Origin of the sequence: Brevundimonas sp. TWP1-3 (assembly GCF_049896085.1) — a bacterium.
In the GTDB taxonomy this organism is placed as follows: domain Bacteria; phylum Pseudomonadota; class Alphaproteobacteria; order Caulobacterales; family Caulobacteraceae; genus Brevundimonas.
This window is the reverse complement of sequence record NZ_JAFCTP010000003.1, coordinates 153,899-176,867: the sequence shown is the minus strand read 5'-3', so window position 1 is coordinate 176,867 and position 22,969 is coordinate 153,899. Positions and strand designations below refer to the sequence as shown.

33 protein-coding genes and 1 riboswitch are annotated in these 22,969 nt (G+C 65.1%); of the genes, 30 read left to right on the top strand and 3 right to left on the bottom strand.

The window, feature by feature from the left end; translation table 11 throughout:
* On the top strand, window positions 1–76 hold a 76-nt coding region (locus ACP693_RS17315; RefSeq protein WP_425991018.1), incomplete at its 5' end, for a hypothetical protein.
* A gap of 180 nt (window positions 77–256) precedes the next feature.
* Window positions 257–1,852 carry a carboxylesterase/lipase family protein gene (locus tag ACP693_RS17310; protein WP_426016402.1) on the top strand — a complete coding sequence of 532 codons (1,596 nt, stop codon included), beginning with the start codon at window positions 257–259 and terminating at the stop codon, window positions 1,850–1,852.
* A 3-nt stretch (window positions 1,853–1,855) separates the two neighbouring features.
* On the opposite strand, the gene ACP693_RS17305 is transcribed toward ACP693_RS17310, so the two are convergent.
* Together ACP693_RS17305 and ACP693_RS17300 are read right to left on the bottom strand one after the other, a co-directional pair.
* Window positions 1,856–2,926: a L,D-transpeptidase family protein gene (locus ACP693_RS17305; RefSeq protein WP_426016404.1), complete on the bottom strand. Its 1,071-nt coding sequence runs from the start codon at window positions 2,924–2,926 to the stop codon at window positions 1,856–1,858.
* 50 nt (window positions 2,927–2,976) lie between these two features.
* The gene (locus tag ACP693_RS17300) at window positions 2,977–3,138 is read right to left on the bottom strand and encodes a hypothetical protein (protein ID WP_167762547.1); all 162 of its coding nucleotides are present in this window, start codon (window positions 3,136–3,138) and stop codon (window positions 2,977–2,979) included.
* Between the two features lie 151 nt (window positions 3,139–3,289).
* On the opposite strand from ACP693_RS17300, the gene ACP693_RS17295 reads away from it, so the two are divergent.
* From ACP693_RS17295 to ACP693_RS17285, 3 genes are all read left to right on the top strand, one after another.
* Window positions 3,290–4,450, top strand: coding sequence for a GNAT family N-acetyltransferase (locus ACP693_RS17295; protein ID WP_426016405.1), 1,161 nt, complete (start codon window positions 3,290–3,292; stop codon window positions 4,448–4,450).
* A 13-nt stretch (window positions 4,451–4,463) separates the two neighbouring features.
* Window positions 4,464–5,378: a transcriptional regulator gene (locus tag ACP693_RS17290; protein WP_426016407.1), complete on the top strand. Its 915-nt coding sequence runs from the start codon at window positions 4,464–4,466 to the stop codon at window positions 5,376–5,378.
* A gap of 97 nt (window positions 5,379–5,475) precedes the next feature.
* Entirely contained in the window at window positions 5,476–6,366 is an 891-nt protein-coding gene (locus ACP693_RS17285) for a GIN domain-containing protein (protein ID WP_426016408.1), read from the top strand.
* A gap of 138 nt (window positions 6,367–6,504) precedes the next feature.
* Here ACP693_RS17285 and ACP693_RS17280 read toward each other — a convergent pair whose 3' ends face one another.
* Window positions 6,505–7,263 carry a hypothetical protein gene (locus ACP693_RS17280; RefSeq protein ID WP_426016410.1) on the bottom strand — a complete coding sequence of 253 codons (759 nt, stop codon included), beginning with the start codon at window positions 7,261–7,263 and terminating at the stop codon, window positions 6,505–6,507.
* Between the two features lie 250 nt (window positions 7,264–7,513).
* A riboswitch (cobalamin riboswitch) is annotated at window positions 7,514–7,716 on the top strand.
* Between the two features lie 110 nt (window positions 7,717–7,826).
* Between ACP693_RS17280 and metE the strand changes: the two genes are divergently transcribed.
* From metE to ACP693_RS17155, 25 genes are all read left to right on the top strand, one after another.
* Entirely contained in the window at window positions 7,827–10,166 is a 2,340-nt protein-coding gene (gene metE, locus ACP693_RS17275) for a 5-methyltetrahydropteroyltriglutamate--homocysteine S-methyltransferase (protein WP_426016411.1), read from the top strand.
* Window positions 10,163–10,897, top strand: a complete 735-nt coding sequence (locus ACP693_RS17270) for an acyl-CoA thioesterase (protein WP_426016412.1) — start codon at window positions 10,163–10,165, stop codon at window positions 10,895–10,897. Before metE ends, ACP693_RS17270 begins: the two co-directional genes overlap by 4 nt.
* A gap of 325 nt (window positions 10,898–11,222) precedes the next feature.
* Window positions 11,223–11,528, top strand: coding sequence for a 30S ribosomal protein S10 (gene rpsJ, locus ACP693_RS17265; RefSeq protein WP_105563630.1), 306 nt, complete (start codon window positions 11,223–11,225; stop codon window positions 11,526–11,528).
* Window positions 11,529–11,549: 21 nt separating this feature from the next.
* The gene (rplC, locus tag ACP693_RS17260) at window positions 11,550–12,299 is read left to right on the top strand and encodes a 50S ribosomal protein L3 (protein WP_055753390.1); all 750 of its coding nucleotides are present in this window, start codon (window positions 11,550–11,552) and stop codon (window positions 12,297–12,299) included.
* Window positions 12,299–12,937, top strand: coding sequence for a 50S ribosomal protein L4 (gene rplD, locus ACP693_RS17255; protein WP_135195321.1), 639 nt, complete (start codon window positions 12,299–12,301; stop codon window positions 12,935–12,937). Before rplC ends, rplD begins: the two co-directional genes overlap by 1 nt.
* Entirely contained in the window at window positions 12,937–13,239 is a 303-nt protein-coding gene (locus ACP693_RS17250) for a 50S ribosomal protein L23 (RefSeq protein WP_135195322.1), read from the top strand. The genes rplD and ACP693_RS17250 overlap by 1 nt, the downstream gene beginning before the upstream one ends.
* Before the next feature lie 4 nt (window positions 13,240–13,243).
* A complete protein-coding gene (gene rplB / locus ACP693_RS17245) occupies window positions 13,244–14,080 on the top strand; it encodes a 50S ribosomal protein L2 (protein WP_135195323.1) in 837 nt (278 codons plus the stop codon).
* Between the two features lie 2 nt (window positions 14,081–14,082).
* Complete coding sequence (rpsS, locus tag ACP693_RS17240; RefSeq protein ID WP_135195324.1) at window positions 14,083–14,361, top strand: 30S ribosomal protein S19; 279 nt, start codon at window positions 14,083–14,085, stop codon at window positions 14,359–14,361.
* Window positions 14,362–14,364: 3 nt separating this feature from the next.
* The gene (rplV, locus tag ACP693_RS17235; RefSeq protein ID WP_135195325.1) at window positions 14,365–14,745 is read left to right on the top strand and encodes a 50S ribosomal protein L22; all 381 of its coding nucleotides are present in this window, start codon (window positions 14,365–14,367) and stop codon (window positions 14,743–14,745) included.
* Window positions 14,745–15,500, top strand: coding sequence for a 30S ribosomal protein S3 (gene rpsC / locus ACP693_RS17230; RefSeq protein WP_135195326.1), 756 nt, complete (start codon window positions 14,745–14,747; stop codon window positions 15,498–15,500). Before rplV ends, rpsC begins: the two co-directional genes overlap by 1 nt.
* 3 nt (window positions 15,501–15,503) lie before the next feature.
* Window positions 15,504–15,944: a 50S ribosomal protein L16 gene (gene rplP, locus ACP693_RS17225; protein WP_087119314.1), complete on the top strand. Its 441-nt coding sequence runs from the start codon at window positions 15,504–15,506 to the stop codon at window positions 15,942–15,944.
* Window positions 15,944–16,141 carry a 50S ribosomal protein L29 gene (gene rpmC, locus ACP693_RS17220; RefSeq protein WP_135195327.1) on the top strand — a complete coding sequence of 66 codons (198 nt, stop codon included), beginning with the start codon at window positions 15,944–15,946 and terminating at the stop codon, window positions 16,139–16,141. Before rplP ends, rpmC begins: the two co-directional genes overlap by 1 nt.
* A 10-nt stretch (window positions 16,142–16,151) precedes the next feature.
* Window positions 16,152–16,394: a 30S ribosomal protein S17 gene (rpsQ, locus tag ACP693_RS17215; protein ID WP_008262472.1), complete on the top strand. Its 243-nt coding sequence runs from the start codon at window positions 16,152–16,154 to the stop codon at window positions 16,392–16,394.
* An 18-nt stretch (window positions 16,395–16,412) separates the two neighbouring features.
* Window positions 16,413–16,781, top strand: a complete 369-nt coding sequence (rplN, locus tag ACP693_RS17210) for a 50S ribosomal protein L14 (protein WP_003164378.1) — start codon at window positions 16,413–16,415, stop codon at window positions 16,779–16,781.
* Between the two features lies 1 nt (window position 16,782).
* Window positions 16,783–17,091: a 50S ribosomal protein L24 gene (rplX, locus tag ACP693_RS17205; protein WP_135195328.1), complete on the top strand. Its 309-nt coding sequence runs from the start codon at window positions 16,783–16,785 to the stop codon at window positions 17,089–17,091.
* Window positions 17,091–17,651 carry a 50S ribosomal protein L5 gene (gene rplE, locus ACP693_RS17200; protein ID WP_426016414.1) on the top strand — a complete coding sequence of 187 codons (561 nt, stop codon included), beginning with the start codon at window positions 17,091–17,093 and terminating at the stop codon, window positions 17,649–17,651. Before rplX ends, rplE begins: the two co-directional genes overlap by 1 nt.
* Before the next feature lie 19 nt (window positions 17,652–17,670).
* Entirely contained in the window at window positions 17,671–17,976 is a 306-nt protein-coding gene (rpsN, locus tag ACP693_RS17195; RefSeq protein WP_135195330.1) for a 30S ribosomal protein S14, read from the top strand.
* Between the two features lie 15 nt (window positions 17,977–17,991).
* On the top strand, window positions 17,992–18,390 hold the full coding sequence (gene rpsH / locus ACP693_RS17190; protein WP_135195331.1) for a 30S ribosomal protein S8: 399 nt from the start codon (window positions 17,992–17,994) through the stop codon (window positions 18,388–18,390).
* Window position 18,391: 1 nt separating this feature from the next.
* Window positions 18,392–18,925 carry a 50S ribosomal protein L6 gene (gene rplF, locus ACP693_RS17185; RefSeq protein WP_426016416.1) on the top strand — a complete coding sequence of 178 codons (534 nt, stop codon included), beginning with the start codon at window positions 18,392–18,394 and terminating at the stop codon, window positions 18,923–18,925.
* Window positions 18,926–18,928: 3 nt separating this feature from the next.
* Window positions 18,929–19,285, top strand: coding sequence for a 50S ribosomal protein L18 (rplR, locus tag ACP693_RS17180; protein ID WP_135195333.1), 357 nt, complete (start codon window positions 18,929–18,931; stop codon window positions 19,283–19,285).
* Window positions 19,286–19,297: 12 nt separating this feature from the next.
* Window positions 19,298–19,906 carry a 30S ribosomal protein S5 gene (gene rpsE, locus ACP693_RS17175; protein WP_135195334.1) on the top strand — a complete coding sequence of 203 codons (609 nt, stop codon included), beginning with the start codon at window positions 19,298–19,300 and terminating at the stop codon, window positions 19,904–19,906.
* A 2-nt stretch (window positions 19,907–19,908) separates the two neighbouring features.
* Window positions 19,909–20,112 (top strand): 50S ribosomal protein L30, encoded by a 204-nt coding sequence (gene rpmD, locus ACP693_RS17170; protein ID WP_135195335.1) that lies wholly within the window; start codon window positions 19,909–19,911, stop codon window positions 20,110–20,112.
* Between the two features lie 143 nt (window positions 20,113–20,255).
* Complete coding sequence (gene rplO / locus ACP693_RS17165; RefSeq protein WP_135195336.1) at window positions 20,256–20,849, top strand: 50S ribosomal protein L15; 594 nt, start codon at window positions 20,256–20,258, stop codon at window positions 20,847–20,849.
* 127 nt (window positions 20,850–20,976) lie between these two features.
* The gene (secY, locus tag ACP693_RS17160; RefSeq protein WP_409718676.1) at window positions 20,977–22,356 is read left to right on the top strand and encodes a preprotein translocase subunit SecY; all 1,380 of its coding nucleotides are present in this window, start codon (window positions 20,977–20,979) and stop codon (window positions 22,354–22,356) included.
* A gap of 37 nt (window positions 22,357–22,393) precedes the next feature.
* Window positions 22,394–22,954 (top strand): adenylate kinase, encoded by a 561-nt coding sequence (locus tag ACP693_RS17155; RefSeq protein ID WP_409718673.1) that lies wholly within the window; start codon window positions 22,394–22,396, stop codon window positions 22,952–22,954.
* Window positions 22,955–22,969 lie beyond the last annotated feature (15 nt).

Genomic DNA, 22,969 nt, shown 5'->3' with positions numbered 1-22,969 from the left:
CCAAGGCCTGCGCTTCGCCATCCGTGAAGGCGGCCGCACCGTCGGCGCCGGCGTCGTCGCCAAGATCGTCGAGTAGTCGACGAATCCTTTTGGTCTAACGCGCTCACGCGCTGCTTGAGGCCGAGAGACACAGTAAGCGTAACAGAGCGGCCCCCGGAGAAATCCGGGGGCCGTTTTGCTTTCAGGCGCACCGGATGTCGGCAACGCGGCCTTCCTTCAGGCGTTAGGATCGTCTGCCGAAAAGCCAAGGTTCCCGATGCGTCTGATCTCGTTGCTTGCCTGCCTTGTGGCCCTGTCGGCCTGCGCGACCCATCCCGGCAAGGTCGATCATGTCCGGTTCGCCGGCGATGCGAAGACGGTGTTGGCGACGACCGAGGATGGCGTGTTGCGCGGCGTGGACGGGGCGAGGACGCGGGCGTTCCTGGGCGTACCGTTTGCGGCGCCTCCGGTCGGTGATTTGCGCTGGCGCGCACCGCAGCCGGTGGAGGCGTGGAGCGGGGTTCGGGATGCGACGCGGATCGCCAAGGACTGCACCCAGGCCATCGGGCGGCGCTCGATCCTGGGCGGTGGCGGGGGGATCGTGGTGGGGTCCGAAGACTGTCTCTACCTGAACATCTATGCGCCGGGCGGGCAGGCGGCCGAGCCTCGGCCGGTGATGGTCTATATCCCTGGCGGCGCCTTCACCGTGGGGTCGGGGGCCAACTACGATCCGTCGAAACTGGCGCGCGACCAGGGGCGGGTGGTCGTGACGATGAACTATCGGCTGGGCGCGCTGGGCTGGCTGGCCCATCCGCAGTTTCAGGCGACGGGTGAGGGGTTCGGCGGCAACTTCGGCCTGATGGACCAGCAGGCGGCGCTGCAGTGGGTCCATCGCAATATCGCGGCCTTCGGCGGCGATCCGTCCAATGTCACCCTATTCGCCGAGAGCGCGGGGGCGTGGACGGCCTGTTATCTGATGGCGTCGCCGCAGTCCGAGGGGCTGTATCAGCGGGTCATCATGCAGAGCGGCGGGTGTCTGGAGCCGTCGTCGCTGGTCAGTGCGCAGGATGCGGCCCAGTCCGGGCCGATGTTCGCCGAGCGGCTGGGCTGCACGGGCGAGGATCAGATCGCTTGTCTGAAGGCCTTGCCGGCGTGGCGGCTGTCGCGTGCGGCCTCGCTGAGGGCGGGCATCAATGGGCCAGGGTCGTGGGGGCCGGTGCATACGGATGCGACCGTGCCGGAAAGCCCGGCGACAGCGATCCGCGAAGGGCGGTTCACGCGCGTGCCGGTGATCGTGGGCACGAACCTGGACGAGGGGCGGCTGTTCGCCAATGAGGTGCAGGACATGGATCGCTATCAGAAGGAGACGATCTGGATGTATGGGGACCAAGGCGAGCGGGTGCTGGCGCGGTACCCGGTCGGCGAGGACGGACCGGCCTACGCCATCGCCACCAACTTCACGGATCAGAGGTTCGCCTGTCCATCACAGGCGCTGAGGCGACTGTTGGCGCAGCATGTGCCGGTGTGGGGATATGAGTTCGCGGATCGCGGAGCGCCGTTCGTGCTGCCGGACTGGATCGTCGGTCTGGACCTGGGGGCCTATCACGCCAGCGAACTGGCCTATGTGTTCGGGACCAGTTGGGTGTTTGCGGACGTGAAGAAATTCACGCCGAAGCAGAAGGCGCTGTCGGAGCGAATGCAACGGCTGTGGGCGACGTTCGGAACGACGGACTTCGCCGTAGAATGGCCCCGCATCGAGAGTGCGGGGCCGGTTCGGGTGTTCAAGCCAGAGGGCGATGCGATGGACGACGACTTCTTCGCGCGCCACCACTGCGACTTCTGGGACGGGACGCCGTTCGGCGCCGTCCACTGATCCTCAGATGAAGCGGACCGTGACGCCGGGCTTGACCTTGTCGGCCAGCATCCAGGCGTCCCAGTTGGTCAGGCGGACGCAGCCGTGCGAAGCGGTCTTGCCCACCAGGTGCGGGTCGGGCGTGCCGTGGATGCCGTAGCTGGGCTTGTTCAGATCGATCCAGACCACGCCGACCGGATTGTTCGGTCCGGGTTTGACGATGACCTTTTCCTTGCTGTCGCCATAGCTGAGCTTTGACGGGTCATAGGTGTAGTCGGGGTTTCGGGCGACGCCGTTGACCTTGACCGTGCCGGTCGGGGTCGGGTTGTCGCCGCTGCCGATGGTGGCGGGGAAATAGGCGATCAGCTTGCCATCGGCGTCGAAGGCCTTCACCGAGCCTTCGCTCTTGTCGATGTCGATGTGATCCACGTCGGCGGGCAGGGGCGTGGTGTTGACGGCGGGCACCAGCAGCGCCTGACCGGCACGGTTGAAGTCGGCGCCGGGGTTCATGGCGCGCAGCAGCGCCTCGGTGACGTGGAAGCGTTCGGCCAGAGCCTCGACGATATTGGCGTAGCCCATGTGCGCGGCCTGGCCCTGGGCCTGCAGCTCCGTGGGAACGACGCCCAGATAGGGACCGGCGATGTCCTGCTGGGTGATGGCGTAGGTGGTGGTGATCGCGCCCGGACCGGCGGCGGCGCGCAGCCGGCCCATCACGTCGGCGTCGAGTTCGCCGGTCACGGTCATGGCGTTCGCCTCTTGGAAGGCGGAAATGGCCTGACGCATGTTCGACCCCGCCAGACCGTCGATGGCGCCGGGCGAGAAACGGGCGCGTTCGAGCAGAACCTGGGCGCGGACCAAGGCAGGTTGAGCCTGGGCCTGAGCCTGAGCGACGCCGGGCTGAGGCGACTGACCGGCCTGCTGGGACGTCGACTGGACGGGCGGCGTATAGGCGGTGTTCTCGATAGCGTCGCGCGAGAGGGGGCCGGTCGCGCCCACCTGCACCGCCGGGGCCGAGGCCGGCGCCTGCTCCTCCCTGGGCGAACATGCGGACAGAGACAGGACGGCGAGGGCTGCGATGCAGGCGGATCGGTTCATTGCGGACTTTCGAGGCAGGCGGGACAGGCTGGCAGAATGTGTGGGCGAGATTAGTTCTGTTCGCCCGTGGCGGGATCGGTTTCGGTCTCGCCGGAGTTGGAGGAGCCTTCCGAGCCCTTGGGTTCGGTGGCGGGGCGCGGCGGCTCGCCGTCTGCGTCCGGACGCAGGTTTTCGTTTTCGACGCTTTTGCTGTCGGGGCGTTGGTCGGTCATGGTCGTCTCCCTTTGGATCAAGGCAACGCGCAGAGAGCGGGGCGGCTCCGTCAATGCGCGTTCACCATGCCGGTGAACCCTGATGAAACGCGCGTGGTGCAGGGTGCGGTCTGGAATGGACCTTGCTGCACGGGGTTCAATGAGGATGCGTATGGCCGGAATGCTGCAGGTCGAGATCATGGACGCGGGGGCGCTGGACGCCGCCGCCGTCGCCCTGTGGCGTGAGTGGACGGACGGCAATCCGGAGCTGGCCAGCCCCTATTTCCGCTGGGAATATGCCGAGATCGCCTCGCGCGTTTGTCCGGGCGCGGCGATCGCGGTCTTCCGGCGCGACGGCGAGATCGTCGGCTTCTTCCCGCATCAGTGGCGGGGCGGGGCGGTGCAGCCGCTGGGCGCGCCGATGAATGACTATCACGGCGTCATCGCGCCCGCAGGCGAGACGATCACGCTGGAAGAGGTGGCGCGGCTGCTGAAGGCCAAGCGGCTGAACGTGCCCGGCTGGATCGGCGCCGGCGAGACGGGGCAGGCGCGCGAGACGGTGCAGGTCGTCATGCCCGAGACGGGATACGACGCCTGGTACGCCGAGCGGCGCTCGACCTTCGGCAAATATTTCAAGGACAAGGAGCGGGCGCGCCGCAGCCTGGAGGCTGAACTGGGGCCGATCCGGGTTGAGCGCGGGCTGCGCGATCCGGTGCTGCTGGATCACCTGATCGCGCTGAAGGCGGCGCAGTATCGGCGGTCGGGCCTGCACGACATTTTCGCCTGCGGCTGGACGCGGGATCTGCTGCACGCGCTGATGAGCGAGCCACGCGCGGACTTCGGCGCCTCGATGGCGGCGATGCATGCTGGAGACAAGTTGGTGGCGGTGGAGTTCTCGCTGCACGCCGGGCGGCACTATCATTTCTGGTTCCCGGTTTATGAACCTTCGCTGGCGCGTTGTTCGCCGGGCATCCTGCTGAGCATGGACACGATGCGGCTGGCGGCGGCCGAGGGGTTCCGGGTGTTCGACTTCGGGTTCGAGGGCGAGACCTACAAGAAGTATTTCGTCAACGCCCGCCAGACGGTGCGCGAGGCCGTGGTGATGCGGCCCGGCGTGACCCAGGTGCTGGGCGACGTGACGGTGGCGGCGCTGAACCGCGCGGGCGGACGGGGCGAGGCGGTCAGGGCCTCGCTGCGCCGACGCTGGGCCACCATCGAAGCCTGCGAGGCGACACCGGTCGGGCGGTTGAGAGGCGCAGCGGTCGCGGCGCGATCCGCCGTTCAGAAAGCCGCCGCCAAGAAGAAGACGCCGGCGCGCGTCGCCCACGTCTGAAGGAGAGGCCGTCATGACCGAACGCCGCACCCGCTATCCTGGGCCGATCATCGAGGCGAAGACGCATGCCCATACGTTGATCGATCAGGGGTTCGCCGAGGACGCGGCGCTGGCGGCCGTGCTGGATCGCTATCCGGCCGAGCTGTTCGACATCAACCTGTATGACTACGACGACGAGGGGCAGGTCAGCTTGCGCACCGGCGCGCGCGGGCGTCTGTCGGGCGAGGAACTGCTGGAGGCGATCAAACAGGGACGGCTTTGGGTCAATCTGCGCGGGGTCGAGACGGGCTGGCCCGAGCTGTGGGCGGCGGCCATGAAGGACTTCGCCGCGATCCAGGCGACCTATCCGGGGATGCGGGCGGTGCGGAATGCGGGGCAGTTGATCCTGTCGTCGCCCAAGGCGCGGGTGCCCTATCATTTCGACGCGGCGGGGGTGGTGCTGTTCCACCTGCGCGGGCGAAAGCGGCTGTTCGTCTATCCGGGCGACGAAGGGCATCTGCCCGAGCGCAATATGGAACAGGTGGTGGCGCGCCAGACGACCGAGGAACTGCCCTATACGATGGCGTTCGAGGCCGACGCCCAGGTTATGGATCTGGAGCCGGGGCGGGCGCTGACCTGGCCGTTGTATGCGCCGCACCGGGTGGAGAATCTTGATCGGTTCTGCGTCAGTCTGTCGATGGATTTCCAGACCTGGCCGTCGCGGTTCAGGAATGGGGCGCTGTTCACCAATGCGGTGATCCGTAGCCGGGGCGGCCGGCCGCGCTTCACCGACGGCATGACGACGCCGGAGCTGGCGGCACGCTGGGCCGCGTCGCTGGCGCTGAAGAAGGCGGGGGCGATGAAGAGCAAGATCGCGAACTTCGAACGCGATTTCGAACCCGAGGTTGGGGCGGCGGACGGGGCGGGCGTCATTGGCCGCCCATCCTGAACTCGGGGCGTTAATTCGAGTTCATGACCTCGAGTTAAAATGACTTCGGCGCGGGCGGCGCGCACCTTCTCCTTACATTCGGGAAGGGAAGCCGCACATGAAGACCGCACTGATCGCCGCCGCCGCAGCCGCCGCCACACTGACGGGACTGGCCGCCGCGCCTGCCTCGGCCGCCGAAGTCGAAATCCGCAACGCCGTGGCGCGCGTCGTCGTCATCGTCGAGGACCGCAACGACATCGGCGTCGAGGTCACGCAGGGCCAGACGCGCCTGCCGGCCATACAGGTCCGTCGCGAAGGCGGCGACGTGAAGATCGACGGCGGCCTTCGTCGCAACGGCATGTGGGGCGGTAACGACGGCATCCGCAGCTGCAACTCGGGACGGTCGGACGCCGCCCAGCCGGGGCAGGGCGCGACGGTCGAGGTGCGCGACCTGGGGCGGATCCGTCTGGAAGACGCGCCGCTTATCGTGGTGCGCACCCCTCGTACCGTTGATGTCAGCGCCAGCGGCGCCGTGTTCGGCTCGGTCGGGCGTGGCGCGCGGTCGGTCGAACTGGACAACGGCGGATGCGGCAATTGGAACGTCGCCAATGTGGACGGCGACCTGGAACTGGGCCTTGGCGGGTCGGGTGCGATCCGCGCGGGCACGTCGCGTTCGCTGGATGCTAGCGTCGGCGGTTCCGGCTCCATCGCCGCCGGACCGACCGGCAGCCTGAAGGCGGCCGTCGGCGGTTCGGGCAATGTCGACGTGGCCAGCGTCAACGGCCGGGGCGAGCTGTCGATCGGCGGCTCTGGCGGGGTGAACGTGCGCCAGGGCCGGATGGACAAGCTGTCGGTCGCCATCGGCGGCTCGGGCGATGTCCGCTACGGCGGCGCGACGCGTGATCTGGATGTCGCCATCGCCGGGTCGGGCAGCGTCCGCGTCGCCTCGGCCACAGGATCGGTGTCTCGCTCTGTCGTCGGATCGGGAACCCTGCACATCGGGCGTTAAGACCCGTTTCTCCGCCGCGAGAGGAAAGGCCCCCGGTCGTGGAACCCCGGGGGTCTTTTTCGTGCGCGGCTTCAGCCAAGAAAAAGCCCCGGCGGATCGCTCCGCCGGGGCTCTTCGTTTTAGATCAGGCGTCGAGAATCAACGCAGGCCGAACAGCTTGGTGACGCTGCCCAGGTTGCGGCCCAGGGTGCCGCCGGCGCGGTCGCGCGATTGCAGATCGCCGCCGAAGTTGTAGCGAACGCCGACTTCGAAGGAGTCGATCGTCAGATCGGCATCTTCCAGCTCGGCGCGGTCGTAGCCGGCGAAGACGCTGTAAGGCGTCGCAGCGAAGGCGTATTCGGCGCCGACGCCGGCCGACCAGCCGTCGGTGCTGACGCCAGCGAAGTCCACGTCCGAATAGGAGGCGCGAGCGGCCAGACGCAGGGCGGGCGTGGCGTAGAAGGCGGCTTCACCACCAACGGTCCACAGGTCCGCGTCATCGACGGTGCCGTAGGACACGACGCCAGTCAGCGTGGCTTGCTGGAAGTACTTCTGACCTTCAGCGCCGAACGTCATCAGCGTATTGCCGCCGGCGATTTCTTCAGCGCCGACGAAGCCGCCGAAACGCATGTCTTCGATGGCCTTGGTCAGGTGGACGGCGCCCGACAGGGTGGTCTCGTCGCCGAAGTCGTAGTCCGAATAGGTGCCGGCGGCGTTGAAGGTCGCGGTCCAGTCGCCGAAGGCGGGGGTGGCGACGACGCCGGCGACGGTGGCGCCGTCCAGGTCGGCTTCAGCGCCGAAGGCTTCGGCCTCGGAATGGTTGTAGGCGACGCCGACCGAGCCGACGGCGTCTTGCGCGAAGGCCGGAGCGGCGAACAGGGTAGCGGCGGCGGCCGAGGCGAGGAGGATCGTCTTCATTTTCTTTTGTCCTTAGCAGTCTGTGCCCGGATGGGGGTCCAGGGAGGGCGGCTGCTATCAGGATGTGTCGAAGCTGAGCAATAAACCGCCGTTACACAAATGTCTTGAAACTGTCGTGTGGCGGATCAGTCACGCCTTGTGGTTAGAATGTGTCAGTTCGGCGCGCTTCATGGGGCAAGCGGTTAACAGCGACAATCGCATAAACATATAAGCATATCCTTATGTGTATTGACGGTGGCGCTTGGTTGATGCCATGTGACGGGGTCGTGGTCTGCACGCGGTCTTCGGAGCGCGTGGAGCTAAGAGGGAAGCCGGTGTGAAACCGGCGCTGCCCCCGCAACTGTAAGCGGCGAGTCGAGGGTCCATCTCGTGTCACTGGCGTTCGCGCCGGGAAGGCCGGGCCCGAGGCGTCGACCCGTGAGCCAGGAGACCTGCCCCGACAGATAACGTCCTCCGGCGGGGTGCCCGGTCAGGCCGCATGCGCGCCGCCGGACCTTGCACGTCCGCGTCGGCGTCCGCGCGACCCTGTCCGAAACCTGGCCACAACACAGGTTTCGAATGTCATGACCGGCTACACCGTCCAGGTCGCCACCCTCGGCTTTCCCCGCATCGGCCCCAAGAAGGAGCTGAAGACCGCGCTCGAAGCGCATTGGGCCGGCAAGATCGATGCGGAGACGCTGCTCTCCACCGCCGCCGAGCTGCGCGGCCTGACCTGGGCGCGGCAACGCGATCTGGGCGCCGACATCGTGCCGTCCAACGACTTCTCTCTTTATGATCAGGTGCTGGACCTGACCGCCATGGTCGGGGCTGTGCCCGCCGCCTATGGCTGGAGCGGCGAGAGCGTCGATCTGGCGACCTATTTCGCCATGGCCCGTGGGTCGCGGGGCGATGACCAGGTCTGCGAGCATGGCCATGTCCATGCGTCTGGCGAAGGCGTGCCGGCCATGGAGATGACCAAGTGGTTCGACACCAACTACCACTATTTCGCGCCTGAGTTCACGGCCGACCAGGTGTTCCGCCTGGGTTCGACCAAGGCGCTGGACGAATATCTGGAGGCCAAGGCGCAAGGGATAGAGACCCGGCCGGTGCTGCTGGGGCCGGTGTCCTATCTGTTGCTGGGCAAGACGCGCGGCGAGGCCTTCGACGTGCTGAGCCTGCTGCCGCGCCTGTTGCCGGTCTATGCCGAGGTGCTGCGCTCGCTGGCCCACGCCGGGGCGACCTGGGTGCAGTTGGACGAGCCCTGCCTGGTCACGGACCTGAGCGACGAGGCCAGGGCGGCCTATGACCAGACCTATCGCGTGCTGACGGACGTGACGCCGCCGATCAAGGTGATGCTGACAACCTATTTCGGGGCGCTGGGCGACAATCTGGAGACGGTGCTAAAGCTGCCTGTGCAGGGGCTGCACATCGATCTGGTCCGCGCGCCGGAACAGCTGGCCCAGGTCGCGTCGGCGGCGCGGGCCGATCAGGTGCTGTCGCTGGGCCTCATCGATGGGCGCAATGTGTGGAAGGCCGATCTGAACGCCGTGTTGGACCGGGTCGAGCCCCTGGTGGCGGCGGGGCGTCAGGTGGTGATCGCGCCGTCCTGCTCGCTGCTGCACACGCCGATCGATCTGGAGCGGGAGACGGCGCTGGATGCGGAGATCAAGGACTGGCTGGCCTTCGCGGTGCAGAAGGTCGCCGAACTGGCGATCCTGGCGCGGGCGCTGAACGAAGGTCCGGCGGCGGTGAAGACCGAACTGGACGCCTCGACGGCCTCGGTGGCGTCGCGCCGCACCTCGCCGCGCATCAATGATCCCAGGGTGCAGGCGCGGGCGGCCGATACCGATCCGGCGCTGGCGAACCGAAGCTCCAGCTTCGAGATCCGCCGCGAGATGCAGCAGCGGCGGCTGAACCTGCCCGCCTATCCCACCACGACCATCGGCTCGTTCCCGCAGACGGCCCAGGTTCGCAAGGCGCGGGCGGACCACGGCAAGGGCGTCATCGACGATGCGGCCTATGCCCGGTTCCTGCGTGAAGAGACCGCGCGGACGGTGAAATGGCAGGAGGACCTGGGGCTGGATGTGCTGGTCCACGGCGAGTTCGAACGCAACGACATGGTCCAGTATTTTGGAGAGCAGCTGTCGGGCTTCGTCTTCACCAAGGCCGCCTGGGTGCAGTCCTATGGCTCGCGCTGCGTGCGGCCGCCAATCATCTATGGCGACGTGTCGCGGCCCCGGCCGATGACGGTGGAGTGGTGGCGTTACGCCCAATCCCTGACCGACCGGCCGATGAAGGGGATGCTGACGGGGCCGGTGACGATCCTGAACTGGTCCTTCGTGCGTGACGACCAGCCGCGCAGCACCACATGCCGCCAGATCGCCTTCGCCATCCGCGACGAGGTGACGGACCTGGAGACGGCCGGCGCGGCGGTTATCCAGATCGACGAGGCGGCGCTGCGCGAAGGCCTGCCCCTGCGTCGCGCGGACTGGGCCGGGTATCTGGAATGGGCGGTCGAGAGCTTCCGCATCACGGCGTCGGGCGTTCGGGACGAGACCCAGATCCACACCCACATGTGCTATTCCGAATTCAACGACATCATCCAGTCCATCGGGGCCATGGATGCGGACGTCATCTCCATCGAGACCTCGCGGTCCAGGATGGAGCTGCTCGACGCCTTCTCCGACTATCGCTATCCGGCCGAGATCGGGCCGGGCGTCTATGACATCCACTCGCCGCGCGTGCCGTTGGTGGAGGAGATGGCGGCCCTGCTGACGGCGGCAGCGGGCAAGCTGCCGGCGGATCGGCTTTGGGTGAACCCGGACTGCGGGCTGAAGACGCGAGGTTGGCCCGAGACCGAGGCGGCGCTGACGAACATGGTCTCGGCCGCGAAAGCCGCGCGGGAAGAGACGGCGCGGGCGTGAGCGTCACGCTTATCGACATGGTGTTCCCTGGGGACGCCAATCACCACGGGACATTGTTCGGGGGCGTCGGTCTGGCGCACCTGGACAAGGTCGCCTTTCTGGCCGCCGCGCGTCATGCGCGGCGGCCGACCGTGACGGCGGGGTGCGAGCGGATCGACTTCGCCGCACCGGCCCGGATCGGGGAGATGGTGGAGGCGACGGGCAGGGTCGTGCGCGTCGGGCGCACGTCGATGGGCGTCGAGGTCGAACTCTGGGCCGAGGCGCCGGTCAGCGGCGAGCGGCGGCTGTGCACGCGGGGCGTCTTCAACATGGTCGCGCCGCGAGAGGAAGGGCAGGGCGACCTGGCGCCTCTACAGGAAGATATGCCCGAGGACGACGGCTGGCTGAGGGCCGTGGAGATGGTCTTCCCGACCTGGACCAATCACTACGGCACGCTTTACGGCGGTGACGCGCTGAAGCTGATGGGCAAGGCGGCCTTCATCTGCGCCACGCGAAAGGCCAGGGCCGTCATGGTCATGGCGGCGTCGAACCGCATCGATTTCTCGTCTCCCATAAGAGAAGGCGACATGATCGAGCTGGCGTCGCGCGCGGCGAAAGTTGGTCGGACGTCGGTGACCATAGAGGTCGAACTCTGGGCCGAAGGGCTGCTGACCGGTGAACGCCGACGGTCTGCAGCGGCAGAGTTCATCATGGTGGCGGTGGACGAAGCCGGACGGCCCAGGCCGATTTAAAGGCCGGCGTCGGCGCTTGAGATCGCCTGACGAAATCCTGTGTCAGCACGGGTTTGCGCGCTTGACGAAATCAGAATCGGTAGGCATAAGCCACCACTCTTGTTGGACCGGCTGTGCAGTTCGCTGCAAACGCGGTTCGCAGGAACGACCTAAGTCACTGTTCTTTGCAGCTTCTTGGGACTTCAGCGGCCTTCGCGGGTAACTGCGTGGGCCGATCGTTTTTGCGGATTTGCGTTCCCTGAGGGCTTTTTGCCCGAAGGCCTTCGGTCTTTGAAATGGTTCACAGGGACGCGGTCCTCCGACCGCATTGGAAGTAAGCACCGATATGGATCAAAGCATCCGCATCAGGCTCAAGGCCTTTGATCATCGCGTCCTCGATTTCTCGACGCGCGAGATCGTCAATACAGCCAAGCGCACCGGCGCGACCGTTCGCGGTCCGATTCCGTTGCCGACCCTGATCGAAAAGTTCACCGTGAACCGCTCGCCGCACGTCGATAAGAAGTCGCGTGAGCAGTTTGAAATCCGCACGCACAAACGCGTGCTCGACATCATCGACCCCACCCCGCAGACCGTGGACGCGCTCATGAAGCTCGACCTGTCCGCCGGTGTGGACGTCGAGATCAAGATTTAAAGTAGAAAGAGGCGGGATCCGATGCGCACGGGCGTGATCGCCAAGAAGCTGGGCATGACCCGCGTGTTCGCCGATGACGGCGCGCACGTACCGGTCACTGTGCTCCAGCTCGACGGCTGCCAAGTCGTCGGCCAACGTACCCAGGAGCGTGACGGTTACGTCGCCCTCCAACTGGGTGCTGGCACGAAGAAGGCCAAGAACACCAACAAGGCTCAACGCGAGACCTTCGCCAAGGCGGAAGTCGAGCCGAAAGCCTATGTGACCGAGTTCCGCGTCGATGCGGACGGTCTGCTGGACGTGGGCGCCGAACTGTCGGCCGAACACTTCCTGGTAGGCCAGAAGGTCGACATCCAGGGCGAGACCATCGGTAAGGGTTTCGCCGGCGCCATGAAGCGCTGGAACTTCGGCGGCCTTCGCGCCACCCACGGCGTTTCGGTCTCGCACCGTTCGCACGGTTCGACGGGTAACCGTCAGGATCCGGGTCGCACGTTCCCCGGCAAGAAGATGGCCGGCCATTACGGCACGGAAACCGTCACCACCCAGAACCTGACCGTCGTCCGCGTGGACGCCGAGCGTGGCCTGATCCTGATCAAGGGCGCTGTCCCCGGTCATGACGGCAGCTACGTCAAGGTTCGCGACGCCATCAAGAAGGCTCGTCCGGCCGACGCTCCGTTCCCCGGTGCGCTGAAGTCGAGCAAGTCTGCTGCTCAACCCGCCTCGACTCCGGCTGAAGAAGCCCCTGTCGAAGCGACCGAAGGCGGTGAAGCGTAATGAAACTCTCTGTCATCCAACTCGACGGCAAGGCTGCTGGCGACGTGGAACTGTCGGACGCCGTCTTCGGCATCTCCGACATCCGCGGCGACATCCTGGCCCGCACCGTCAACTGGCAACTGGCCAAGCGCCGCGCTGGTACGCACAAGGTTCAAACCCGCAACGAGAACTCTCGTACGGGCAAGAAGATGTACAAGCAAAAGGGCACCGGCGGCGCTCGTCACGGTTCGCGCCGTGCACCGCAGTTCGTTGGTGGTTCGCGCGCCTTTGGTCCGATCGTTCGCGATCACGGCTTCTCGCTGCCGAAGAAGATCCGCGCGCTGGCCCTGCGTCACGCCCTGTCCTCCAAGGTCAAGTCGGGCGACCTGATCATCGTCGACACCGTCTCGGTGAAGGAAGCCAAGACCGCCTCGCTGCGCGAGACGCTCGGCAAGCTGGGCTGGACCAAGGCTCTCATCATCGCGGGTCCCGAAGTCGACACGAACTTCGGCCTGGCCGCACGCAACATCCCGCACATCGACGTGCTGCCGAACGCCGGCCTGAACGTCTATGACATCCTGCGGGCTGACAAGCTGGTGCTGACCAAGGCCGCCATCGAAGCGATCGAAGCTCGCTTCAGCGATAAGGAAGCCGCGTAATGGCCGCTCAACCTACCGCCAAGCACTACGACACGATCCTCTCGCCGATCATCACCGAGAAGGCGACGATCCTGTCCGAGCAGAACAAGGTCGTCTTCCGCGTCGCCGACACGTCGACCAAGGACGAGATCGCCGCAGCGGTCGAAAGCCTGTTCAAAGTCAACGTCCTGAAGGTCAACACCCTGGTTCAAAAGGGCAAGACCAAGCGCTTCCGGGGTATCCTGGGTCGCCGGGTCGACATCAAAAAAGCGATCGTGACGCTGGCCGACGGCCAGTCGATCGACGTCACCACGGGGCTCTGATCAGATGGCCTTGAAACATTACAATCCGACCTCGCCGGGCCGTCGCGCCCTCGTGCTGGTCGACCGTTCGGAGCTCCACAAGGGCCGTCCGGAAAAGTCGCTGACCGAAGGCCTGACCAAGTCGGGCGGACGCGGGCAGGGCGGTCGCATCGCGGTCCGCTTCCGCGGCGGCGGCGCCAAGACCCTGTACCGCCGGATCGACTTCAAGCGTCGTAAGTGGGACATGGTCGGCACGGTCGAGCGCCTGGAATACGATCCGAACCGCACGGCCTTCATCGCCCTCGTGACCTACGAAGACGGCGAGAAGACCTACATCATCGCGCCGCAACGCCTTAAGGCCGGCGACACGGTGATCGCGGGCGAAAAGACCGACGTGAAGCCGGGCAACGCCATGCCGCTTCGTTCGATGCCGGTGGGTACGATCATCCACAACATCGAAATGAAGCCGGGCAAGGGCGCTCAGCTGGCCCGTTCGGCAGGCGCCTACGCCCAACTGGTGGGTCGCGATCAGGGTTACGCCCAGATCCGTCTCGGCTCGGGCGAACTGCGCATGGTCCTGGACGGCTGCATCGCCACGGTGGGCGCGGTTTCGAACCCCGACCACATGAACCAGAACCTGGGCAAGGCCGGTCGCAAGCGTCACATGGGCTTCCGCCCGCACGTTCGCGGCGTCGCCATGAACCCGATCGACCACCCGCATGGTGGTGGTGAAGGCCGGACCTCTGGTGGTCGTACCCCGGTTACACCGTGGGGCAAGGACACCAAGGGCACCCGTACCCGTAAGAACAAGGCTACGGACAAGTACATCATCCGTACCCGCCACGTTAAGAAGGCTCGCTAAGAATGGCCCGCTCCTCCTGGAAAGGCCCGTTTGTCGACGGGTATCTGCTCAAGAAGGCCGACGCCGTTCAAACGTCGGGCCGCAAGGACGTGATCAAGACCTGGTCGCGCCGTTCCACCATCCTGCCGCAGTTCGTCGGTCTGACGTTCGGCGTCCATAACGGTCAGAAGCATGTGCCCGTGTCGGTCTCGGAAGAGATGGTCGGCATGAAGCTCGGCGAGTTCGCCCCGACCCGGAGTTTCCCGGGTCACGCGGCGGACAAGAAGGCCAAAAGGAAGTAACTGATGGCCCAGACAAAAAATGAGCGTCGGGTCGCCCCGACAGAGGCCCGCGCAAAGCTGGTCAACGTACGCATCAGCCCGCAAAAGCTGGGCCTGGTCGCCGCATCGATCCGCGGCATGCCGGTCCAGAAGGCGCTGAACGAGCTGGAATTCAGCCGTAAACGTATCGCGACCGACGTCCGCAAGGTCCTGTATTCGGCGATCTCGAATGCCGAGAACAACCACAACCTCGACATCGACAACCTGATCGTCGCCGAGGCCTATGTGGGCAAGAACCTGGTGATGAAGCGCTTCGCGAGCCGTGCTCGTGGTCGTTCGTCGCGCATCCTGAAACCGTTCAGCGAGATCACCATCGTGGTCCGTGAAGCCGGCGAGGCCGCCTGATGGGTCAGAAAATCAATCCGATCGGTCTGCGCCTCGGCGTGAACCGTACGTGGGACAGCCGTTGGTTCGCCGCCGGCGCCGACTACTCCCGCCTGCTGCACCAGGACCTTAAGTTGCGCGAGTGGCTGCGGGAACGTCTGGGCGCCGCCGGTGTGTCGCGCATCATCATCGAGCGCCCTCACAAGAAGTGCCGCATCACCATCTACGCCGCCCGTCCGGGCGTCGTGATCGGTAAGAAGGGCGCTGACATCGAGAAGCTCCGCAAGGACATCTCGGCGCGCACCGAAGGTGAAGTTCACCTGAACATCATCGAAGTCCGCAAGCCGGAAACCGATGCGCAGCTGATCGCTGAAAACATCGCGCAACAACTGGAACGCCGCGTGGCCTTCCGTCGCGCCATGAAGCGTTCGATGCAGTCGGCGATGCGTCTCGGCGCCAAGGGCATTCGTATGAATGTCGCTGGTCGTCTGGGCGGTGCGGAAATCGCACGTATGGAATGGTACCGCGAAGGTCGCGTGCCGCTTCACACGCTGCGCGCCGACATCGACTATGGTTTCTATGAAGCCAAGACGACCTACGGCATCATCGGCGTGAAGGTCTGGGTCTTTAAGGGTGAAGTGCTGGAGCACGATCCCATGGCGCAGGACAAGCGTTGGGCCCAGGAAGCGTCGGGTCCGTCCTCGAACGAAGGCCGCGAACGCGGCGGCCCCCGTGGCGACCGCGGTCCGCGTCGCGACCGGGGACGTGAGAACTAAGTCATGTTGCAACCGAAGAAGACCAAGTACCGCAAGGCCTTCAAGGGCCGGATCCATGGCTCGGCCAAGGGTGGCTTCTCGCTGAACTTCGGGTCGTATGGCCTGAAGACGCTGGAGCCGGAACGCATCACTGCGCGTCAGATCGAGGCGGCTCGCCGCGCGATCACGCGCCAGATGAAGCGTCAGGGCCGCGTCTGGATCCGCGTCTTCCCCGACCTGCCCGTCACGGGCAAGCCGGCCGAAGTCCGGATGGGTAAGGGCAAGGGCGCCGTGGACCACTGGGCCGCGCGCTGCCACCCTGGCCGTATCCTGTTTGAAATCGACGGCGTTCCGGACGATGTCGCCCGCGAAGCGCTCCGTCTCGGCGCAGCCAAGCTGCCGGTCCGCACCAAGGTGGTGACCCGCATCGACGCCGGCGTCGCTCATGTCGAGGTAGCCGCCTGATGACCAAGATCGCCGACTTGCGGTCGCAAACGACCGACCAGCTGTCCGACGAGCTGCTGAAGCTCAAGAAGGAACAGTTCAACCTGCGCTTCCAGGCGGCCACCGGCCAAATGGAAAAGACTCACCGCGTTGGTGAAGTCCGCAAAGACATCGCACGCATCTCGACGCTTCTGCGCGAGCAGCGTGCGGCCTCGTAAGGAAACGAATATGCCCAAGCGAATTCTTGAAGGCGTGGTCGTGTCCGACAAGGGCGAAAAGACCGTCGTCGTGAAGGTGGAGCGCACGCTGCTTCACCCCGTTCTGAAAAAGATCGTTCGTCTTTCTAAGAAGTATCACGCGCACGACGAAGCCAACGCGCTCAAAGTCGGCGACATCGCTCGCATCGTCGAGTGCGCCCCGAAATCCAAACTGAAGCGCTGGGAAGTCCTTTCCAACGCCTCGGCCTCGTAATCAGAAGGATCTGATCTTATGATCCAGATGCAAACTAACCTGGAAGTGGCCGATAATTCGGGCGCCCGCCGGGTCATGTGCATCAAGGTGTTGGGCGGCTCCAAGCGCCGCTACGCCTCGATCGGCGACACAATCGTCGCCTCCGTGAAGGAAGCCATCCCTCGCGGCCGCGTGAAGAAGGGCGACGTCGTTCGCGCCATCGTCGTGCGCACCGCCAAGGACATCCAACGCAAGGACGGCTCGGTCATTCGTTTTGACAAGTCGGCCGCCGTCATCGTCAACAAGCAAAACGAGCCAGTCGGCACGCGGATCTTCGGCCCGGTTCCTCGCGAACTGCGCGCCAAGAACCACATGAAGATCATCTCGCTGGCTCCGGAGGTCCTGTAACATGGCCGCCAAGATCAAAAAGGGCGACCGCGTCGTCGTCCTCACCGGCAAGGACAAGGGCCGCACGGGCAACGTGCTGAAGGTCCTGCCTACCGAAAACCGCGTCCTCGTCGAAGGCTGCAACATGGTTCAGCGCCACACGCGCCCGAGCCAGGCTGACCCGCAGGGCGGTATCAAGAACAAGGAAGCCTCGCTTCACCTGTCGAACGTCGCGATCGCCGACGCCAACGGCAAGGCGACCCGCGTCGGCTTCAAGATCGATGGGGACACCAAGGTCCGCATCGCCAAGACGACGGGAGACGTCATCTGATGGCTACCGAAAAGTACACTCCGCGCCTCAAGGACGAGTATCACGCTCGCATCCGCCAGGTGATGAAGAAAAAGTTCGGCTACACGAACGAAATGCAGGTGCCCAAGCTGGACAAGATCGTCCTGAACATGGGCATCGGTGAAGCCGTCGCGGACTCCAAGAAAGCGAACACCGCCCTCAAGGATCTGACGGCCATCGCCGGTCAGAAGGCCGTCGCCACCAAGGCCCGTAACTCCATCGCCGGCTTCAAGCTGCGTGAAGGCATGGTCATCGGCGGCAAGGTCACCCTGCGCGGCGACCAGATGTACGAGTTCCTGGACCGGTTCATCACGATCGCGCTGCCGCGCGTGAAGGATTTCCGTGGTCTGAAGGGCACGTCCTTCGATGGTCGCGGCAACTACGCCACGGGTCTGAAGGAACACATTGTGTTCCCCGAGATCAACTACGACCAGATCGATCAGATGTGGGGCATGGACATTGTCGTCTGCACCACGGCCAAGACCGATGAGGAAGCCAAGGCTCTCCTCACCGAGTTCAAGTTCCCGTTCGTGAAGAACTGAGCGGGAAGGGAAGAGCACAATGGCTAAGAAAAGCGCCGTAAACCGTAACGAAGCCGTCAAGGCCCTGGTTGCGAAGTATGCCGCGAAGCGGGCCGCCCTGAAGGCGACCGCCAACGACGAAAACCTGCCGCTGGAGGAGCGCTTCGACGCGCGCCTGAAGCTGGCTGAACTGCCGCGCAACTCCGCGCCGAGCCGCATTCGCAACCGTTGCGAAGTGACGGGTCGTCCGCGGGCGTTCTATCGCAAGCTCAAGATGAGCCGGATTGCGCTGCGTGAACTCGGCAACCAGGGCCAGATCCCTGGCCTGACGAAATCCAGCTGGTAAGGGGAGCGAACAGACATGATGATCAACGATCCCCTGAGCGACATGATCGCTCGCATCAAGAACGCGGCGACCCGCAAGCGTTCCAAGGTGCTGACCCCCGCTTCTCGTCTGCGTCAGCGCGTCCTCGACGTGCTGCAGGACGAAGGCTACATCCGCGGCTACAACCTGGTTCAGAACCCGGGTGAGTTTCCGCAGTTCGAGATCGAGCTGAAGTACTTCGACGGTCAGCCCGTCATCGCCGAGATCGCTCGCGTGTCCAAGCCGGGCCGCCGCGTCTATTCGGCGATCGGCGATCTGAAGCCGATCAAGAACGGCCTCGGTATCTCGATCCTCTCGACTTCGAAGGGCGTCATGTCCGACGCCTCCGCCCGCGACGCTAACGTCGGCGGCGAAGTCCTCTGCAGGGTCTACTGATATGTCCCGTATTGGCAAGAAAACCATCGCTGTGCCGAAGGGCGTGACTGTCACGCTCGACGGCCAGAAAGTCACCGTGAAGGGCCCCAAGGGCGAGAGCTTCTGGACCGTCGCCGAAGAAGTCGAAGTCACCCAGGAAGGCGACGACCTGTCGCTGGGTCTGCGGTCGGACACGCAACGCGGTCGTGCGATGTGGGGCCTGTCGCGCACCCTGGTCGACAACATGGTCGTCGGCGTCACCTCCGGCTTCGAAAAGTCGTTGGAGCTGGTCGGCGTGGGTTACCGCGCCGCCATGAAGGGCGACGCCCTTTCGCTGCAACTCGGCTTCTCGCATGAAGTCGATATCGCTCCGCCGGCCGGCGTCAGCTTCGCAGTGCCGAAGCAAACCGAGATCAAGGTCTCGGGCGCTGACAAGCAAGCCGTCGGTCAGATCGCCGCGGTCATCCGCAAGCTGCGTCCGCCGGAGCCCTACAAGGGTAAGGGCGTCCGTTACGCGGGCGAGAAGGTCCGTCGCAAGGAAGGCAAGAAGAAGTAAGTCATGGCTCTTTCTCTTCGACAACAAGCCAAGCGCCGCTCGGAGCGCACTCGTCGCCGCCTGAAGGCTGTCGCCAACGGTCGCCTTCGTCTGTCGGTCAGCCGTTCGGACAAGAACATCTCGGCCCAGATCATCGACGACGCCCAAGGCGTGACCGTCGCGTCTGCCTCGTCGCTGGAAGGCGGCAAGGGCAAGCGTGGTTCGGACACCGCTGCGGCCGCCGCGATCGGCAAGCTGATCGCCGAACGCGCCATCGAGAAGGGCGTCAAGGACGTCGTCTTCGACCGTGGCGAGTACATCTATCATGGACGGGTCAAGGCGCTGGCGGAAGCCGCGCGTGAAGCCGGCCTGAACTTCTAAGGGACGCGACAGATGGCGCATCAACCCCAACGTGGCGGCGGCGGCAACGACCGCAACCGTCGTGACAACCGCAATGGCCCCCAAGCCGATGGTCCGGATTCGGACATCGTCGAGAAGCTGGTCCACATCAACCGCGTCGCCGCCACCGTCAAAGGCGGCCGTCGCTTCAGCTTCGCAGCCCTGATGGTCGTCGGTGACGGCAAGGGTCGCGTCGGCTTCGGTCACGGCAAGGCGCGCGAAGTGCCGGAAGCCATCCGCAAGGCGACCGAAGAAGCCAAGAAGACCATGATCCGCGTTCCGCTTCGCGAGAACCGCACCCTGCACCACGACGGCAACGGCCGTTGGGGCGCCGGCAAGATCATGATGCGCGCTGCCCCTCCCGGGACCGGCGTCATCGCAGGTGGTCCGATGCGCGCCGTGCTCGAAACCCTCGGCGTCCAGGACGTCGTGGGCAAGTCGACCGGTTCGTCGAACCCCTACAACATGATCCGCGCGACGTTCGAAGCGCTGAAGGTCCAGTCCTCGCCCCGTCAGGTCGCGTCCAAGCGCGGCAAGAAGGTCGCGGATCTGATGGGCCGTCGCAACGACGGCGCTTCGACGCCCGAAGCTGTGGAGTCCTAATCATGGCCCCGTCCAAGAAGACCGACGCCAAGACCGTCACCGTCAAGCAGACCGGTTCGCCGATCCGTCGCAAGAACGACCAGCGCGCCACCTTGGTGGGCCTGGGTCTGAACCGCCTGGGCCGTGAGTCGACCCTGGAAGACACGCCTTCGGTTCGTGGGATGATCGCCAAGGTCGCCCACCTGACCGAGATCGTCGAAAAGTAAGCCGTTTCGCCCTCTCCCGGACCCGGGGGAGGGCGTTTCTGCACTTGCGAATACCCCAAGGGTCGCCTATCAGCGGCCCTTAAATTTTTACAGCCGAGTCCGGATCAACGATCCGGGCGCTAGCACCCGAAAGGATCAGGCATATGAAACTGAACGAAATCCGAGACAACGAAGGCGCGCACAAGAAGCGCATGCGTGTCGGCCGTGGCCCCGGTTCGGGCAAGGGCAAGACCGCTGGCCGTGGCGTCAAGGGTCAGAAGTCGCGTTCGGGCGTCGCCATCGGCGGCTTCGAAGGCGGCCAAATGCCGCTGTACATGCGTATGCCTAAGCGTGGCTTCAACAACGCCAACGCTCTGAAGCTGGCCGAAGTGAACCTGTGGCGCCTGCAAGACGCCATCGACGCCGGCAAGCTGGACGCTAAATCGGAATTGAAGGGCGACGCCCTGGTCGCCGCCGGCGTGATCCGTCGCGTCAAGGACGGCGTGCGCCTGCTGGGCACCGGCGAGCTGAAGCAAGCGCTGAACCTGGTCGTCTGGTCGGCCACCTCGGGCGCCATCAAGGCCATCGAAGCCGCTGGCGGTTCGGTCGTGCAAGAGCGCATCGCCGCCGAAGCCAAGGCCGCTGCCCGCGTCGAGAAGCGCAACCTGGCCAAGGGCAAGGTTCCGCCCGCCAAGGCACGCCTGGGCGACGAGAACAAGATCTCGGCCCGCACCAAGCGCGCCGCCGCCAAAGCCTGATCAACGCGTCGTTGCGGCTGATTGGGCCGTGGCCTGAACACATCGCAGCGACGAAAGAACGGAAGCGGCCTCGCAAGAGCGCCGCTTCTCGCCTATCTGACGACTCAATCAGTCGTGGGGACGCATAATGGCTTCGGCCGCAGAACAACTCGCCGCCAATATGAACATGGGCTCGTTCGCGAAAGCGACCGAGCTGCACAAGCGCCTGCTGTTCACGCTGGGCGCGCTCCTTGTTTATCGGATTGGGACGTACGTGCCGATTCCGGGCATCAACTCGCAGGCCTTCCTGCAGTTCTTCCAGGACCCGTCGGGTCAGCGCGGCATCCTGGACATGTTCAACATGTTCTCGGGCGGCGCGGTCGAGCGTATGGCCATCTTCGCGCTGAACGTGATGCCGTACATCTCGGCCTCGATCATCGTGCAGCTGATGGGCACCGTGTACCCGCCCTGGGAGAAGCTGAAGAAGGAAGGCGGCGAAAGCGGCCGCAAGCAGCTGAACCAATACACCCGCTATTTGACGGTGTTCCTGGCGCTGGCGCAGTCCTTCGGCATCGCGGCGGGCCTGAACAGCACGGCCGGCCTGGTCGACAATCCGGGCGTCTTCTTCATCGCCTCGACGGTCGTGACCCTGACCGGCGGCACCATGTTCCTGATGTGGCTGGGTGAGCAGGTGACGGCGCGCGGCGTCGGCAACGGCATCTCGCTAATCATCTTCGCCGGTATCGTGGCGGTCCTGCCTTCCACCATCGCCCGCCTGCTGGGCCTGGCCCAACAAGGCCAGATGTCGGCCTTCGCCCTGTTGTTCATCGCTGCGCTGGCGGTGGCGACCGTGGTCTTCATCGTCTTCATGGAACGCGCCCAGCGCCGTCTTCTGATCCAGTATCCGAAGCGCCAGGAAGGCAATCGTATGGCGGGCGGCGAGCGTTCGTTCCTGCCGCTGAAGGTCAATACCGCAGGCGTGATCCCGCCGATCTTCGCCTCGTCGCTGCTGATGCTGCCGACGACGGTGGCGACCATGACGGCCAACGCCGACCTGCCTAGCTGGATGAGCTGGCTGCCGCTGGTGACGGCGCAGCTGACGCACGGCCAACCGCTGTTCATGGCGCTGTACGCCGCCCTGATCGTCTTCTTCTGCTTCTTCTACACCTCGATCACCTTCAACCCCGAGGACACGGCCGAGAACCTGCGCAAATACGGCGGCTTCCTGCCGGGTATCCGTCCGGGCAAGCGCACGGCGGAATATCTGGACTATGTCCTGACCCGCCTGACCGTGATCGGGGCGGCCTACATCACAGCCGTCTGCCTGCTGCCTGAGTTCCTAGTCGCCCAGATGGGCAACAGCCTCTACTTTGGCGGAACGTCTATCTTGATCGTCGTGTCGGTCACGATGGACACTGTGGCGCAGATTCAGTCCCAACTGCTGGCGCACCAGTACGAAGGCCTGATCAAGAAGGCGAAGCTGCGCGGTCGTGGCGGTCGTGGCGCGCCCACGCCTGTGCGCCGCTAGGTCTTAAGCTGACAGACGCCCAGGGGAGGGCTGAAGCATGAACTTGATCCTGTTCGGACCGCCGGCGGCCGGCAAGGGCACCCAGGCGAAGCGGCTGGTGGAAGAGAAGGGCATGGTCCAGCTCTCCACCGGCGACATGCTGCGCGCGGCGATCGCCTCTGGCTCGGAGCTGGGGCTCAAGGTCAAGGACGTGCTGGCGCGTGGCGACCTGGTCACTGATGAGATCGTCATCGCCCTGATCGAGGATCGCCTGACGGAGGCCGAGGCCGCCGGCGGAGCCATCTTCGACGGCTTCCCCCGGACCGTGGCCCAGGCCGAGGCGCTGGACGAGATGCTGGCCAAGCGCGGCGTGCAGATCGACGCCGTCGTGCGGCTGAAGGTCGATGACGCCGCCCTGACCGAACGGATCGCCAAGCGGTTCGCCGAGCAGGGACGGCCCGACGACAATCCTGAATCGTTTAAGGTTCGGCTTGAGGCCTACAACCGCAACACAGCGCCGCTGCTTCCCTATTATGAAGCCCAGGGCAAGCTGACCGAAGCCGACGGCATGGGCACCATCGAGTCTGTGGCCAAGGCCATCGACGAGGCCCTGGCCTGATTTGCGATCTCGGGC

Bases quoted from the DNA above. Each gene is read 5' to 3' on its own strand.
- ACP693_RS17310 (WP_426016402.1), top strand. From the start codon at position 257: ATGCGTCTGATCTCGTTGCTTGCCTGCCTTGTGGCCCTGTCGGCCTGC.
- ACP693_RS17305 (WP_426016404.1), bottom strand. From the start codon at position 2,926: ATGAACCGATCCGCCTGCATCGCAGCCCTCGCCGTCCTGTCTCTGTCC.
- ACP693_RS17300 (WP_167762547.1), bottom strand. From the start codon at position 3,138: ATGACCGACCAACGCCCCGACAGCAAAAGCGTCGAAAACGAAAACCTG.
- ACP693_RS17295 (WP_426016405.1), top strand. From the start codon at position 3,290: ATGGCCGGAATGCTGCAGGTCGAGATCATGGACGCGGGGGCGCTGGAC.
- ACP693_RS17290 (WP_426016407.1), top strand. From the start codon at position 4,464: ATGACCGAACGCCGCACCCGCTATCCTGGGCCGATCATCGAGGCGAAG.
- ACP693_RS17285 (WP_426016408.1), top strand. From the start codon at position 5,476: ATGAAGACCGCACTGATCGCCGCCGCCGCAGCCGCCGCCACACTGACG.
- ACP693_RS17280 (WP_426016410.1), bottom strand. From the start codon at position 7,263: ATGAAGACGATCCTCCTCGCCTCGGCCGCCGCCGCTACCCTGTTCGCC.
- metE (WP_426016411.1), top strand. From the start codon at position 7,827: ATGACCGGCTACACCGTCCAGGTCGCCACCCTCGGCTTTCCCCGCATC.
- rpsJ (WP_105563630.1), top strand. From the start codon at position 11,223: ATGGATCAAAGCATCCGCATCAGGCTCAAGGCCTTTGATCATCGCGTC.
- rplC (WP_055753390.1), top strand. From the start codon at position 11,550: ATGCGCACGGGCGTGATCGCCAAGAAGCTGGGCATGACCCGCGTGTTC.
- rplD (WP_135195321.1), top strand. From the start codon at position 12,299: ATGAAACTCTCTGTCATCCAACTCGACGGCAAGGCTGCTGGCGACGTG.
- ACP693_RS17250 (WP_135195322.1), top strand. From the start codon at position 12,937: ATGGCCGCTCAACCTACCGCCAAGCACTACGACACGATCCTCTCGCCG.
- rplB (WP_135195323.1), top strand. From the start codon at position 13,244: ATGGCCTTGAAACATTACAATCCGACCTCGCCGGGCCGTCGCGCCCTC.
- rpsS (WP_135195324.1), top strand. From the start codon at position 14,083: ATGGCCCGCTCCTCCTGGAAAGGCCCGTTTGTCGACGGGTATCTGCTC.
- rplV (WP_135195325.1), top strand. From the start codon at position 14,365: ATGGCCCAGACAAAAAATGAGCGTCGGGTCGCCCCGACAGAGGCCCGC.
- rpsC (WP_135195326.1), top strand. From the start codon at position 14,745: ATGGGTCAGAAAATCAATCCGATCGGTCTGCGCCTCGGCGTGAACCGT.
- rplP (WP_087119314.1), top strand. From the start codon at position 15,504: ATGTTGCAACCGAAGAAGACCAAGTACCGCAAGGCCTTCAAGGGCCGG.
- rpmC (WP_135195327.1), top strand. From the start codon at position 15,944: ATGACCAAGATCGCCGACTTGCGGTCGCAAACGACCGACCAGCTGTCC.
- rpsQ (WP_008262472.1), top strand. From the start codon at position 16,152: ATGCCCAAGCGAATTCTTGAAGGCGTGGTCGTGTCCGACAAGGGCGAA.
- rplN (WP_003164378.1), top strand. From the start codon at position 16,413: ATGATCCAGATGCAAACTAACCTGGAAGTGGCCGATAATTCGGGCGCC.
- rplX (WP_135195328.1), top strand. From the start codon at position 16,783: ATGGCCGCCAAGATCAAAAAGGGCGACCGCGTCGTCGTCCTCACCGGC.
- rplE (WP_426016414.1), top strand. From the start codon at position 17,091: ATGGCTACCGAAAAGTACACTCCGCGCCTCAAGGACGAGTATCACGCT.
- rpsN (WP_135195330.1), top strand. From the start codon at position 17,671: ATGGCTAAGAAAAGCGCCGTAAACCGTAACGAAGCCGTCAAGGCCCTG.
- rpsH (WP_135195331.1), top strand. From the start codon at position 17,992: ATGATGATCAACGATCCCCTGAGCGACATGATCGCTCGCATCAAGAAC.
- rplF (WP_426016416.1), top strand. From the start codon at position 18,392: ATGTCCCGTATTGGCAAGAAAACCATCGCTGTGCCGAAGGGCGTGACT.
- rplR (WP_135195333.1), top strand. From the start codon at position 18,929: ATGGCTCTTTCTCTTCGACAACAAGCCAAGCGCCGCTCGGAGCGCACT.
- rpsE (WP_135195334.1), top strand. From the start codon at position 19,298: ATGGCGCATCAACCCCAACGTGGCGGCGGCGGCAACGACCGCAACCGT.
- rpmD (WP_135195335.1), top strand. From the start codon at position 19,909: ATGGCCCCGTCCAAGAAGACCGACGCCAAGACCGTCACCGTCAAGCAG.
- rplO (WP_135195336.1), top strand. From the start codon at position 20,256: ATGAAACTGAACGAAATCCGAGACAACGAAGGCGCGCACAAGAAGCGC.
- secY (WP_409718676.1), top strand. From the start codon at position 20,977: ATGGCTTCGGCCGCAGAACAACTCGCCGCCAATATGAACATGGGCTCG.
- ACP693_RS17155 (WP_409718673.1), top strand. From the start codon at position 22,394: ATGAACTTGATCCTGTTCGGACCGCCGGCGGCCGGCAAGGGCACCCAG.